Source organism: Chryseobacterium echinoideorum (assembly GCF_007474535.1).
Lineage (GTDB): Bacteria > Bacteroidota > Bacteroidia > Flavobacteriales > Weeksellaceae > Chryseobacterium > Chryseobacterium echinoideorum.
This window is the reverse complement of the sequence record NZ_VKNW01000002.1, coordinates 207336-222894: the sequence shown is the minus strand read 5'-3', so window position 1 is coordinate 222894 and position 15559 is coordinate 207336. Positions and strand designations below refer to the sequence as shown.

Here is a 15559-nt window from a genome sequence, read left to right as displayed (position 1 = left end):
ATTTTAACATTTATAATTTTAACCACATATGCAATGAATAATAAATTCATTCCGATTATCTCTGTCTTTATGACTATATCACTGATTGTGTTCGTAACACTTCAGTTTTATTGGCTTAAAGGTTATTACGTAGCTTTAGAACAAGAGTTTTCTAACAAAGTGTATTCCGCTTTGGAAAATACATCAGAAAATATCGCAAAAATAGAAGCAGATAAATTATTGAATGAATACTATTCTAATTTTCGTGACGATATTAAAGCCAATTCAGATAAACCTTCCCTTACCACCATTCAGCAGACTCAGGATTCAGGTACACAAAAATCAATAATTTACTACCGAAATATCATCGAAACCAAACAGCTTCCTCTTTCTTCTTTGGGAGACTCTATACGTCTTACCAAAATGTATACGGATGACGCCGCTTACAAAATAAAAAAAGACACAACCAAAAGAGAGATTCTTACTTCGGAAATCAACAGTGATATTGAAAGTGGCGACTACGAGCTTAAAGAATTTGTAAGAGTAGCCGGCACCAATCGTCCCATCAGTAAAAGAGTAGATTTGAAAACTCTTGATTCTGTCATCACCAAAGAACTTCGGATGAAAGGAATCAACTCCGAATTCGGATATGGTGTTTCCGACAGAAACAATAAACTAACGAATATCTCCAATAAGATATTTAAAGAAAAAAAAGATAATCATTCATATTCCTATCCCCTTTTTACCGACACAAAAGACAGAACGCTTTATACATTGGCATTAGTTTTTCCTAAAAAGGAATATTCATTGGCTATGAACAATTGGCCGATGCTTTTGGGTACTTTTTTATCTCTTCTTACCATTCTCGGAATTTATATTATTTCCATTAATTATATGATGAGACAGAAAAAACTGGCAGAGGTAAAAACAGATTTTATCAATAATATGTCTCATGAGTTTAAAACTCCGCTGGCAACAATTTCCGTAGCAACAGACTCTTTGGCTAATGATAAAATTGCAACCAATCCTGAAAAGGTAAAATATTATTCAAACCTCATCAAGCAGGAAAACCTTAGAATGAAAAAACAGGTTGAAAACGTCCTCAACATGTCCAAACTGGAACGGAATGAGGTTAAATTATTTTTGAAAGAAACCAACGTACGGGAATTAATAAAAAAAACCACAGAATCTTTCGGGCTGATTGTCGCACAGCGAAACGGAACTTTAATACAAAATTTTCATGCTGAAAAATATCAGTTTAAAATAGATGAATTTCACATCTCGAATATGCTGGTCAATCTTTTGGATAATGCCAACAAATATTCACCGGATACTCCAGAAATACAAATAGAAACGCGAAACGAAGGTAATTTCTACGTACTTGAAGTTTCAGATAAAGGAATGGGAATGGAAACCCAAAACAAAACCAAGATTTTTGAAAAATTTTTCCGAGAAGAAACAGGTAATATTCACAATGTAAAAGGTCAGGGTCTGGGTCTTTCTTACGTAAAAAAAATTGTTGAACTTCATAAGGGACAGATTATTGTAGAATCTCAGAAAGAAAAGGGAAGCAAGTTTATCATCAAGCTTCCAATGGCTTAAAATTAAATAATAAATTAAAAGATATAAAATATGAGCAACAGAATATTATTAGTAGAAGACGATCAAAGTTTCGGTGCAGTACTGAAGGATTATCTCACCATCAATAATTTTGAGGTTACCCTTGCCGTAGACGGAGAACAGGGGCTGAAAGAATTTACAGAAAACGAATTTGACATCTGCATTTTTGATGTAATGATGCCGAAAAAAGACGGATTTTCTTTAGCAGAAGACGTAAAAAAAATTGATAAAAACACACCGATCATTTTTCTTACTGCAAGAAATATGAGGGAAGATATTTTGAAAGGATATCAGCTAGGAGCAGACGATTACATCACCAAACCTTTTGATACAGAATTACTTTTGTATAAAATAAAAGCAATTCTTCAGAGAAGTTCTACCCTTGAGAACGAAGAACAGGAACAATTTAAAATCAGTAATATCTTCTTTGATTCTATGCTTAGACAACTGAGAGTGGGTGATAAAGAATACAAACTTTCACCAAAAGAAAATGAACTTTTAAAATTACTTTGCCTGCATAGAAATGACTTTATGCCAAGAGACCTCGCATTGAGAAAAATCTGGAAAAAAGAAAATTATTTTACGGCAAGAAGTATGGATGTTTACATTGCTAAACTCCGCAAGCTTCTGAAAGATGATGAAGGATTGGAAATCATCAATGTTCACGGAGAAGGTTTCAGACTTTTGGTGAAGAACTAAAGTTTAAATCATATAAATTCTAAATTAGCAAAACAATTCAAAATGTTTTGCTAATTTTGTTTTTATGAAGAGATTTAATTTGAAAAATTTACTTTTAGGTGTTTTTGCAACTTCCCTGATTGCTGTTTCATGTAAAAAAGATGAAAAACCTACCTACATAAAAGAAGAAGGTGTCGCACAACAGCCTAATGTAGCATTTAGCAAACCTCAGACAACTTTAATGGATCAGGCGGGTATTAAATCTACCGCTCAAACCGGATCAACAATGGTTACAGCTCCGGGAATGAATCCGCCTCACGGACAACCGGGACACCGTTGCGAAATTCCTGTAGGTCAGCCACTCAACGGCAGTGCGGCTCAGCCTGCAAATTCTTCAGCACAAAATATGAGTGTTTCCCCGAATGGCTCCGTACAAATAGACCCTAATGCTGTAAGTCCGGGAAAAATTGCCATCGACAACAATGGAAAACAGGTGAAAACCGCCCCAGGAATGAATCCGCCTCACGGACAACCGGGACACCGATGTGACATTCCTGTAGGTCAGCCTTTAAACAGTAAACCTGCCGCACAACCCGCAGCAAGTACACCTGTACAAACTTCACAACCTGTTTCTGCTCCTGCTTCCCAACCTTCTGTAGCCAAAACAGGACCAAAACCAAAACTCAATCCTGCGCATGGCGAACCGTGGCATGACTGTGCAAAGCAAGTCGGCGCACCACTTTAAACATTTTTTCTTAACTTTGCCTTGTGAAACCTATTCGTTTTTTATTAATCATCTTGTGCCTAGGAATTTTTTTGATTCCTAAAGATAATTTTTATGCACAGGTTTCGCAGGAAAATTGCTGTAAAACAGAATCGAAAACAAAATCGTGTTGTGATAAAAACAGTGATCACTCCAAAGAATCAAAAAAAGAACACCAATCGTGCAACGATGACTGCTGTTCTTTTTGTATGACCTGTCATACATTTCTGGAAAATAATTTCACCAAAAATAACTTCGGAGAAATTACTTTATTTTCATCTATTACCAAAATTCAGGTTCAGTATATTGATCCTTTTATTTCAGACAGTTTAAAAGAAATCTGGCAGCCGCCTAAATTAGCTTAAATACAATTCACAAAGTTTATTACATATGTAATGAACAGCTATTTTATTTAATCTAATTTAAAAACTTATGAAATCATATATTACCCGGACATTTCTGGGAACATTACTGTTATTTTTTTCCCTAACAATTTCTGCACAGACCCTTACCAAACATCAGTTTATGGTAAAAGGAAACTGCGGAATGTGCAAAGAAAGAATTGAAGACACTGCAAAAAAAGCAGGTGCTAAATCTGCTGTATATTCGATAGATTCGCAAACTTTGAGCTTTGAAACCAAAGAAAATATTTCAGCAGACCAGATTCTTTCAAAAGTAGCAGAAGCCGGTCACGACAGCGAAAAATTTAAGGCTGATGATGAGGTTTATAAAAACCTTCCTGCTTGTTGCCATTATGAAAGAAACTCAAACTCTTCTGTTCCGGGGATGGATCATTCTGACCATAAAAAAGGTGAAAACGAATTTTTCGTGAAAGGAAACTGCGGCTCTTGTAAAGCAAGAATTGAAAAAGCCGCTCAGGATGCCGGTGCAGATTCAGCAGAATGGAATGCCGAAAAACAAAGCGTAATTTTACATTTTGACTCATCAAAAACTTCAGCAGACAAAATTTTAAAGAAAATTGCCGAGGTGGGACATGACAACGAGATGTACAAAACGACAGATGAAGTCTATAAAAAACTTCCCGGCTGCTGTCTTTATGACCGCGATATTGCTTTTGGGGAGACCAATCCTAAAGTTCATTTTGAAGAAGAATCCCAAAAACAAAATCACATCAATCATAATGATTCAGAAGATCACACTTCACATTCCGGTTCAGAAAAAAACATTGAGCAAGTGAATATTACAGGCTCAAAAGCAGCCACTTCAATTAATAAAAAAGAAGCCGGACTGATTTTTAATATTGACAAAAAAGAACTGCTGAAAGCAGCCTGCTGCAATTTATCTGAAAGCTTTGAAACCAATGCAACCGTTGATGTATCTTTCAGCAACGCAGTAACCGGAACGAAACAGCTCAAAATGTTGGGTTTAGACCAAAAATACACAAGCCTTACTAAAGAGTTGCTTCCGGAAATCAGAGGACTGGCTTCTGCATACGGACTGAATTTCATACCCGGAAGATGGATTGAAAACATTCAGCTTACCAAAGGCGGAAGCACCGTTACCAACGGCTATGAAAGCATTACAGGTCAGATCAATACCGAATTAATCAAACATTCGGAAAAATCGGAAACTTCGCTCAACCTTTTTGCGGATTTCAACGGAAGAGCAGAAGCCAACATTACCCATGTGGAACCCATTAACGATCACTGGACTCAGACTTTCCTTCTTCATGGAAACGGAACTTTCGGAGATACCGATATGAATAACGACAGTTTTCTGGACAGACCCAAAGGAACTCAGATCAATGCTGCTTATTTATTAAATTTCAATGATTTAGAACACTCAGGTTTTGGCTCACATTTCGGCATTAACTTTATTAAAGACGAGAGAACTGCAGGACAAATCGGGTTTGATAAAAAACTTCCGCAGGCACAGCAAAATCTTTACGGTGTTGGAATAGATATTTCAAGATTTCAGGTTTGGAATAAAACCGGCTATGTTTTCAAAGGAAAACCTTACCAAAGTTTAGGATGGATGAATCAATATACCTATCATCAACAGGACAGCTTTTTCGGTTTGAGAAATTATTCGGGTAATCAGCATACGTATTATTCCAACTTAATTTTTGAAAGCATTATTGGCAACACCAATCATAAATACAAAACAGGAGCAAGTTTCCTGTATGACGGATATGACGAAATTTACCTGAATAATAGTATTAAAAGAACCGAAACAGTTCCGGGAATTTTTGCTGAATACACTTTAACAGGCTTAAAATATACTTTAGTTGCGGGAGCAAGAGCAGATTTTCATAATTTAGCAGGAACCCAGTTTACGCCGAGGTTAAATTTTAAATACGATTTTACTCCACAGACTATTCTAAGACTTTCCGCAGGAAGAGGTTTCAGAACGGCCAATATATTTGCAGAAAACCAGCAATACTTCGCATCCAACAGAAATATTCAGATTTTGCAGAATAATGGAAGCATTTATGGCTTGAAACCCGAAATTGCATGGAATTACGGCGCAAGTTTACAACAGGAATTTAAAATTTTCGGAAGAAAATCTACCGTTGTTGCAGATTTTTTCAGAACAGATTTTCAGGATCAGGTAGTGGTAGATCTGGATCGTTCGCCTCAACAACTGACCTTCTATAATCTGGACGGAAAATCTTTTGCCAACTCATTTCAGACACAATGGGATTTCACTCCGCTGAAAAATTTTGATGTAAGATTAGCATATAAATATTATGATGTTCAGGCAGATTATCTGGATGGAAGAAGACAGGTTCCGTTTATGGCGAAACATCGTGGGTTTGTAAATTTAGCCTATTCAACCAACAAAAATACTAAAGAAGGTTTCTGGAGTTTTGATACGACTTTAAACTTGGTTGGAAAACAAAGATTGCCTATCACCTCAACCAATCCTGCTGAATTTCAAATTCCTGCTTATTCAGAATCTTATGCAGTTCTTAATGCTCAGATTTCCAGAAATTTCAACAAAAAAATCAGAGCATATTTGGGCGGAGAAAATCTAACATCTTATTCACAGAAAAATGCGATTGTTGATTTCAGAAATCCTTTCGGAAATTACTTTGATGGTGGGATGGTGTATGCTCCCATTATGAAAGCTAATTTTTACGTCGGCTTTGATGTAACATTTTAAGGTTGAGACTAAGATTTAAGTTTGAAATTTTGTATAAATTTTAAAATTACTTTATTATCAAATTTTAAAATTAAAAAGGCATGGTTTCAATAATTTAATGATTATGAAATCGTGCTTTTTCGTATCTTAGTTTTTAATTTTAAACCTAAATATTATATATGAAACGTAACGCAACAGCCGTTTGGAACGGTACCGTAAAAGAAGGAAAAGGTCATTTAACCACTCAAAGTACAACTTTAAACCAAACTCAATACTCGTTCAGCAGCAGATTTGAGGAAGGAGTAGGAACAAATCCTGAAGAACTTCTTGCAGCAGCTCACGCCGGATGTTTCACCATGAAACTAAGTGCAGAACTTTCTCAGGCAGGGTTTACTCCGGAAGAATTGACTACAAAATCTGTTATTACTTTAGATCCGAATGTTGGGAAGATTACAAAATCAGAATTGACTTTAACGGCTAAAGTTCCGGGAATTTCAGAAGAAGAATTTCAGAAATATGCTAAAATTGCGGAAGAAGGATGCCCTGTAAGCGCTGCTTTTAACTTTGAAATTACTTTAAGCGCAACATTAGCTTAGATATTTAAATTGAACTTATTCGGAGTTCTCTTTTTCAAATTATTTTTACAGATCCTGCTCTTACGGAGCGGGATTTTTTATGCATAAAAGGTTCCTGATTTTTTTTCCGAGTTATTAATCTTCATTTCATCAATTTAATTTCAATTAAAAATACCGATTGGTATATTTTTCATATATTTGCGAAACAACATTACCAAATGTCGAAAGCGGAAAAGACCAAACAATTCATTATTGAAAAAACAGCTACTTTGTTTAATACCAAAGGATATGCTTCCACCTCTCTTTCAGACATCAGTTCTGCTACAGGTTTAACCAAGGGAAGTATCTACGGAAATTTTGAAAATAAAGATCAGGTTGCCCTTGAAGCCTATTGCTATAATGCATTTGTTCTCAAAAAAAACATGGCGGAATCTCTGAACAAGGAATTCCCGACAGTGACAGAAAAACTTAATGTCTTTTTATCCTTTTATCGAAAAAACTGGAAGACGGTGTTTCAAAATGGCGGCTGTCCGCTACTGAATGCTGCTACGGAATGTGATGACACTTTTCCCGAATTGATAAAGCAGGTACAGGTTTCATTTAGTGACTGGATCGGAACACTATCAGAAATTATCGAAGAAGGACAGAATCATCACGAATTTAATCCTGAGATCAGTGCCGAAGAATATGCTTCTCTATTTATTATGATGATTGAAGGCGGTATTCTTTTAGCCAAAACAATGGAAAATGAAAAATATCTTCATTTTACTTTAGATAAAGTTTCAAAAATTATAGAGCAAGAACTTAAAATACATTCATAAAATACTATGGATAAATTAAAAATATTACAGAAATCTGTCGGAAAAGAGTTTACAGAATCTCCTTCTCCGTTTATGAAATGGCTGAATCCTGTGGTGATTTCGGCTGAAGAAGGACATCTGGAATTTCAGTACACCGTAAGACACGAGTGGCTGAATCCGATGGGGAACCTTCACGGTGGTGTGACAGCAGCGATCTTTGATGATGTCATCGGAGCCACCATGTTTTCTCTTAACGAAAAAAACTTTATTGTAACCATCAACAACAATATAGATTATTTCTCTACAGCCAAAGAACATGATCATATTATAGCAGAAACAAAAATCATCAAAAGAGGCAAACAGTTTGTAAATGCCGAATGTGAAATCTGGAATACAGACAAAACACGCATTATTGCAAGAGGAACCTCAAACTTATTTAAAATCAATAATTAAATGAAAAGAGTTGTCATTACAGGTCTGGGCGCAGTGACGCCTTTAGGAAACAATGTAGAAGAATTTTGGCAAAACAGTATTAATGGGTTAAGCGGTGCCAATGAAATTACTCATTTCGATACCGAAAAATTTAAAGTAAAATTTGCTTGTGAGGTTAAAAATTTTGATCCGAAAGTTTATTTAACTCATCATGAGATCAAAAGAAGTGATCTGTTTTCTCAGTATGCCATGTACTCCACTGCTGAAGCTTTGAAAGATTCCGGTCTGGAACTTGAAAAAATGGATCCGTTCGATACCGGTGTTATCTGGGGAACCGGACAGGGCGGAATGTGGACTTTCGAAAGTGAGGTAATGGAATTTACTAAAGGAGACGGAACACCAAGATTCAATCCTTTTTTCGTCCCTAAGTTTATTGCCAATATGGCTTCGGGAATGATTTCTATGAAATTTGGGCTTCAGGGAATCAACTACACCACCATTTCCGCTTGTGCAACAGGAAATACTTCGTTGATGGATGCATTTAATTACATCAGATTAGGGAAAGCAAAAGTAATGGTAAGCGGCGGATCTGAAGCTGCTATAACACCTGCTTCTGTAGGAGGTTTTTCTGTAATGAAAGCCATGTCTACAAGAAATAACGATTTTGCCACAGCAAGCCGCCCTTATGATAAAGACCGAGATGGTTTTGTAATGGGAGAAGGAGCCGGCGCATTAATTTTAGAAGAATATGAACACGCAAAAGCAAGAGGTGCAAAAATTTATGCAGAACTGGCAGGAGCTGCAATGACCGCCGATGCGTATCACATGACGGCACCTCATCCTGACGGAACAGGAGCCATTAAAGCCATGCAGCTAGCCCTGAAAGAAGCCCAGATCAACACGGAAGATATTGATTATATAAACCCTCATGCTACTTCTACTCCATTAGGAGATCTGGTTGAGTTGAACGGAATTAATAAATTATTTAAAGGAAGTAAAAATCTTGACATCAGCGCTACGAAATCTATGACCGGACATTTATTAGGTGCGGCAGGAGCAGCAGAAGCCATTCTTTCCATTAAAGCTATTGAAAACGGGATTATTCCGCCAACCATTAACCTTCATCATATTGATGAAAATATTCCTAAAGATATTCCTATTGTTTTTGGTGAAGCGAAAGAAAAAAACATCAATTATGCACTGAGCAACGCCTTTGGATTTGGCGGACATAATGCAACACTTATCTTTAAGAAATTTTCTTAAACATTGCTCCTCAATCCTCTCATAGACAACCGATTGATCCATGAGAGGATTTTCTTTTATTTTTCAGAATTATTTTTAAACACGTCAAGTTTTGTCGCTTCACGCTGCTACTTTTGTTTTATCCAAAAGTAGAAAAATGAAAAAAACAACTTTACTTTCATTAGACGGTGGCGGCATCAGAGGAATTATAATGTGCATCATTTTGCGTTATATTGAAGAGCAGCTTCAGATACACGACAAACCCGGTGCAAAACTGGGCGATTATTTTGACCTTGTTGCAGGGAGCAGTACCGGAGCTTTGATTGCTTCTATCATTCTTTGTCCTGATGAACATAGAAAAGCGAAATATTCTATCCAAAAAGGATTGGAGCTTTACTCTGAAAAAGGCGGCGATATATTTCAGGTTTCCTTCTGGGAAAAACTCGTGAATCCTTTTGGACTTTTAAACGAGAAAATTTCTCAGGAAGCTTTAGAAAAAAACCTTAATGATTTTTTTGGAAATCTGGAATTAAAGGAGTTGATAAAGCCCTGTTTAATTACAAGTTATGATATAGAAAACCGAAGAGCCAAGCTCTTCAATTCCTGGAAAGCAAGAGTAAGCACCGACAATTTTTATGTAAAAGACGTATGCAGAGCAACTTCTGCAGCTCCCACCTACTTTACACCCGTTCAGATCAAATCAATGTACGGACAAATTTTCAGTCTCATTGATGGCGGAATGTTTGCCAATAATCCTGCTTTGTGTGCTTATGCAGAAACGAGAAAAATTCCTTTTGCCGAAATTCTGAAAAATCATCAGAAAACCAACCATCCCACAGTAAAAGATATGATTATTATCTCAATAGGAACAGGTATTGAAGCAAAATCTTACTCGTTTAAAAAACTCCAAAAAGCCGGAAAAATCGGTTGGGTAAATCCTATCATTGATATTCTGATGTCTGCCAATGCAGAAACGGTCGATTATCAGCTTTCCCAAATGTTTCAGACTTTAGGCGTAAGAAATCAGAAAAATTATTATCGACTAAATCCTTCGTTGAAGAGTGCTTCCCCTGCCATGGATAATGTAAGAAGATCTAATATAGAAAATCTGGTACAGGCAGGACTAAGCTATATTGATGATCATAAAGAAACCTTAAATCAAATTGTACAAAAACTGATTAAAAACAAATTATAATCTTTTTGACTTATAATAATATTAAATAAGGTAAAAGACTTATATAAACATTATTAAAATTTTTGATTAAATAAAATATAATACGTCAAGTTTTGTCGCATTGGCATTTTACCTTTGAAAATCATCATTTTAAAACACAGCATTCATTAATAAAACTGATGAAGGAATAATTTCAACAAAAAAACTTATCAAATATGGAAAATAATAATTACAAGCCTGAAGTGGCAATTGAAGACACTTTCTACACCATTAACTGGACTGACATTGAAAATGAAGAACCGGATTATGAAAATTATATTAATGAGATTGAGAATTTCTTTAGAGAAGATTTTGAAAATGATGTTCTTGAAGAAGGCAATTAATTAAGTATGATTCTACCACCTTTCGGTTTTCTTATGAAATAATTACAGCCAAATTTTTCGAATCCTTTTAAACTCAGCATTGATAAAAATGTTGAACAGAAAGAAATATGTCTTATAAAAATGAATTTACTGATTAAAAACAAAGGTGGATATCCTTTGCCGGACACCACCTTAAAAAATAAAGGCTAAAATAGGAAGCTTTCTACTAAAAAGAAACTTCAAAAATTTTAATCTTAAAAACCTTAACAAAAATAATAAAAAATGGCAGAAAATGAAGAACTTAATTTCGATTTCGATCCAGACAACATTCCTGATACCAATACGTTTTGGAATGATCTGGATGCTTATTGGCATGAAAACAGACAGTTTCCTGAAGATACAGACCAAAAGCTAAGCAAGAAAGCAGATCTCATTGATGGTAAAATCCCTTCTTCTCAGCTCCCAAGTTATGTAGATGACGTTTTGGAGTTTGATTCTTTTGGAGATTTACCCAGCCCCGGAGAACAGGGAAAAATTTACATCACTACCAATAATAACTTTCAATACAGATGGAGCGGCTCGGAGTATATTTTGATTAGTAGTATATCAGGTACAATAAACACAATTCCTAAATTTACGGGATCAAACGTAATAGGTAATTCTAACATTATTGATAATGGAACTGATACTACAATCTCAAAAGGATTAAGATTAAATCCTGATACTGTTGAAGTTACTAACGTGGGAAGATTTCTGAATTATATAAAAAATAATTCAAATGAAACTATATTTTCATACCAAACCCACTATTGGAATGGAAGTTCATTTCAAGCTACATCATATCCAAATATAAATATTGGTCAGCTTGCAGGAACTTCTTCAACAGGTGCTGAAACAATTAATATTGGAAGATTCGCTGGACAACTTAATTCAGGATTATCGGTTATTAATTTAGGGCAGTTTTCAGGTATGTATAATTCTGCAAATTATGTTAATAATTTAGGACTGTATTCGGGACAATTTAATACAGGTGTTCATTCAAATAATTTAGGGTATCTTGCAGGAAGATATAATATTGGCGTTTATACAAATAATTTAGGTGCAAATGCAGGTGCTTTTAATACTAGTGGTTATGTGAATCATTTAGGTGCAAATGCTGGTTATTTAAACACTGGTCTATTTGTAAATTCATTTGGTGGTAGTGTAAATAGATATAACCAAGGTAATAATGTAAATGTTTTTGGTCAAAGTTCTAATTATACATTTAAAGAAAATCCTTCTCATTTTAAAACATTCGATTCTACTGCAATAGACTTAATATCTAAAACTATTAGTTTACCTGCTCATGGATTTGGTGCAACTAATGCTTATGTTAATTTAAAATTTACACAAGGAACTTCACCTATTACAGGGATTCTTGATGGTTCTATTATTCAAGTAAGAATAGTTGATGGGAATACTGTTGCATTTTCTGATACTCTTACTAATGGTTATGTTCGTCAGACACATAATATAACTGATGCAGGAACAGGTACAGGTCATAAGTTTAATGCTCAATTAGTTTACTCTAATATTAATATATTTGGAAGTGGATTAGAACCAACTAAATCTTATCAAAATATAATTTCAGGAGGTGAATTTTTAATGCCACAATCTACTGTAAATACATTAGATGCTGATACAACCAATAAAACTTTAATTACTAAAGAATGGTTCAATAGTAAAATTGCATCTTACGGTATTGCATCTAATTACTATACTAAAACTGAATCAGATGGTAAATTTATTCCATTTACAGGTGCAACAGCAAATGTAAATCTAAATACAAGAAATTTTGAAACATCAGGCAGGTTAAGTACTGGAAAACATATACATAATTTAGCATCAAGAACAGTACAAGGCACGGGTATTATTGATATAACATTACCTAACATTAATGTTATGGGTGTGTTTTATATTGATGTATTTACCTACGGTGCATTGGTTGGTACATTTATTTGTCAGTTTTATACATTTTATGGTTCGAGTATAAATTTCGCAGGAAGTAACTCAGTAACTTTTATAGGTAAAAATCCTAATAATGTTGGAGTTAGATATGTTTCAATTGGGACTAATAATAATGCTGAAAGACATATTTATATAGGTGACTTAGCAACTAATTGGGGAAACTGGACTGAGATAAGTATAAGAGGTTTAATCAATGTAAATCATGATGCTATTAAAACTAATCCACCTATAATTAATCTAATCACCTCTGAGGGAAGTCCTTTAAACCTTCATGGTACATACTTAAATAATTTAACTGGAACGGAAAGTGCTAATAGTGCCATAAAATTAACAAATCAAAGACTTATTAATGGAACTTTATTTGATGGTACTGGAAATATTATTACAGCTAACTGGGGTACTTCGAGAAATATAACTATTGGTAATACAACAAAAACTATTAATGGTTCAGGTGATGCTTCGTGGTCATTAGCTGAAATAGGTGCAATTTCTGATGGAAGTGTTTTAAAAATTGAAGGTAATGGAGTATCAAAACATAATTTAATTGGGACAGATGCTTTTGGTCTTAGAAATGCATCAGCTTGGGCAACTTCAACTAATAGACCGAATAACACTAATAGTGCGGTAGTTAATTTCACACCATATAATACAGCAAATCAAACTTATGGATTTTCTTTAGGTGCAAGACTTAATAAATTATTTTTTGTTACTGAGGAAAATAGCACATTTGGTACGTGGAACGAAGTTTATCATACTGGTAATTTTAATCCTGCTAATTATTCACAAACTACACACACACATACTTTTAATTCATTAACATCTAAACCTACAACTTTAGATGGTTATGGAATTACAGATAGTATGTTTGAAGATAATATTAGACCTGTATCAGCAGATTTTGATTTATATAAAACACAAGGTTTTTATGCCCTTGGAGGTAATTTAACTAATAAACCTTTAAATGCAGGTAATTATGGTAATTTATTAATAACACAGTCTGCTACTGATAGATTTCATCAAATGTATTTTGATGCAAGTTTAAATGAAGTGTATTTTAGAAATGGTACAGGTATATCAACTACATGGGGTGTATGGAAAAGGATATTAACTGATGCCAGTACTATTCCGTATTTACCATTAACTGGTGGAGAATTAACTGGTGCATTAACAATCAAGCCATCTAATAGTGGAAGTGTTTACGAACAAGATGTAATAACATTTCATGACCAAGGTGGTGCAGATGCTAATATTATCCCACTTGCTTTTAAATACGGAACATCAACAACACCTACTGCATATATCAAAGCGGTAGGTAAAGGTCTGAGTGGTGTAAATGGTGCTACATTTCAGTTTTTTGATAATACAACTAAACATACTGAAATTAATTCCACTGGTGTTACTTCAAATTCTTTTATAAAATTAGGAGGAACTTCAAGTCAATTCTTAAAAGCTAATGGTTCAGTTGATACTAATTCATATTTACCATTATCTGGTGGTACTATGACTGGTCCAATAAGATTAGGTAGTTTTTCATCTTCAATAACAAGAGATTATTCTACAACTAACGGTAATAGTGGATTTGCAGTAGACTTCATAAAACTTATAGGGAGCAATGGTACAGTAGACGCATTTGGTCATTATGGTAATTATAGTAACGCAACTACACTTGGGACTGTTACTTTGACTTATGGTTATTTAGGTGGTGAGGCATATAATACTAAAAATGCTATACGATGGACATCTGATGGTAGAGTGGGTATCGGACTCAGTGGTGTTTCTACACCATCTACAGATCATGCTTTACACGTATCTGGTAATCAATTTGTTTTTGGTAATTTAGATGTAACCGACAGTATAAGTTCTGTCAGTGGAGAACTTGTAATTAAAAGATTCAATGTTAATAGAATTAGAACTGGAGGTACTAATGGTAATTCATTAATATTATCAGGTGAGGGAACAACAGGTGCTATATATTTTAGACCACAAGGAGATGCAGTAACAACTGGTCAAGCTTACCTAGATAGTACAGGTAAATTTACGGCTGAATCAATTGCAAAGGTAGGAGGTACTTCATCACAATTTTTGAAAGCAGATGGTTCTGTAGATAGCAATAGTTATGCATTAAATAATCACATTCACACTTTTTCGTCAATAACTTCCAAACCAACAACTTTATCCGGTTATGGGATAACTGATGCAATACCAACAAGCCATCCTGTCAACGGAGTTAATACTGCCCAAATCAACAACTGGAACTCTGCTTTCGGATGGGGCAATCACGCTGCAGCAGGTTATGCAACTTCTGATTTCGTGAATGAAAGCATGGCACAAATCACCGCAGAATTCATCAATCCCGACTATCCTATAAGCGCTTCGTGTAAAATAAACACTGTAATTATTACAGAAGAATATACAAAAGAATATCTGGAACTTGAAGCCGAACTCATCCCTGAAAGACAGATAACCGTAACCAATCTCGCCCCTTTTGAGATTAATGTAAGAAGAGAAGATCATTCTATTGATACAATACGTACAGGAGAAACCACAGAATATTACATTACTGCTGAAAGGAGATTAATTAAAAAAGGCTCTTATCATTCTGCAGCTTTTTTAAATTAAAAAAAATTTAATTCGGAGTTATAATACGTCAAGTTTTGTCGCTTCACCCCCCTACTATTGCAATAATAAAACTTTACAGATGAATAAGAAAATCAGTGGACATCATCTAGCCTGAAACCACTTTAAAAAATAAAGCTATGCCCGGAAATTTTCTGCTAAAAAGAACTTTCCAAAAAATTTTAATCTTAAAAACCAAAACAATT

General features: G+C 34.7%; 12 protein-coding genes. All 12 read left to right on the top strand.

All coding sequences use genetic code 11. The features are described 5' to 3' along the window. Nucleotides 1-33 precede the first annotated feature (33 nt). A complete protein-coding gene (locus tag FOL89_RS03395) occupies nt 34-1581 on the top strand; it encodes a sensor histidine kinase (protein WP_144281441.1) in 1548 nt (515 codons plus the stop codon). Nucleotides 1582-1611: 30 nt separating this feature from the next. Continuing rightward, nucleotides 1612-2298, top strand: coding sequence for a response regulator transcription factor (locus tag FOL89_RS03390; RefSeq protein WP_089741596.1), 687 nt, complete (start codon nt 1612-1614; stop codon nt 2296-2298). Nucleotides 2299-2362: 64 nt separating this feature from the next. Next, a complete protein-coding gene (locus FOL89_RS03385; RefSeq protein ID WP_144281440.1) occupies nt 2363-3022 on the top strand; it encodes a hypothetical protein in 660 nt (219 codons plus the stop codon). 23 nt (nt 3023-3045) lie between these two features. Then, complete coding sequence (locus FOL89_RS03380; RefSeq protein WP_144281439.1) at nt 3046-3405, top strand: hypothetical protein; 360 nt, start codon at nt 3046-3048, stop codon at nt 3403-3405. Between the two features lie 67 nt (nt 3406-3472). Further along, nucleotides 3473-6166 (top strand): TonB-dependent receptor domain-containing protein, encoded by a 2694-nt coding sequence (locus FOL89_RS03375; RefSeq protein WP_185146901.1) that lies wholly within the window; start codon nt 3473-3475, stop codon nt 6164-6166. Between the two features lie 158 nt (nt 6167-6324). Further along, entirely contained in the window at nt 6325-6741 is a 417-nt protein-coding gene (locus FOL89_RS03370; RefSeq protein ID WP_144281438.1) for an OsmC family protein, read from the top strand. A gap of 197 nt (nt 6742-6938) precedes the next feature. Continuing rightward, the gene (locus tag FOL89_RS03365; protein ID WP_144281437.1) at nt 6939-7541 is read left to right on the top strand and encodes a TetR/AcrR family transcriptional regulator; all 603 of its coding nucleotides are present in this window, start codon (nt 6939-6941) and stop codon (nt 7539-7541) included. Nucleotides 7542-7547: 6 nt separating this feature from the next. After that, the gene (locus FOL89_RS03360) at nt 7548-7973 is read left to right on the top strand and encodes a PaaI family thioesterase (protein WP_144281436.1); all 426 of its coding nucleotides are present in this window, start codon (nt 7548-7550) and stop codon (nt 7971-7973) included. Further along, complete coding sequence (gene fabF, locus FOL89_RS03355) at nt 7974-9215, top strand: beta-ketoacyl-ACP synthase II (protein WP_144281435.1); 1242 nt, start codon at nt 7974-7976, stop codon at nt 9213-9215. A gap of 136 nt (nt 9216-9351) precedes the next feature. After that, nucleotides 9352-10389, top strand: coding sequence for a patatin-like phospholipase family protein (locus FOL89_RS03350; RefSeq protein WP_144281434.1), 1038 nt, complete (start codon nt 9352-9354; stop codon nt 10387-10389). 194 nt (nt 10390-10583) lie between these two features. Next, complete coding sequence (locus FOL89_RS17500) at nt 10584-10751, top strand: hypothetical protein (protein ID WP_185146900.1); 168 nt, start codon at nt 10584-10586, stop codon at nt 10749-10751. 261 nt (nt 10752-11012) lie between these two features. Next, nucleotides 11013-15356: a beta strand repeat-containing protein gene (locus FOL89_RS03345; protein WP_144281433.1), complete on the top strand. Its 4344-nt coding sequence runs from the start codon at nt 11013-11015 to the stop codon at nt 15354-15356. Nucleotides 15357-15559 lie beyond the last annotated feature (203 nt).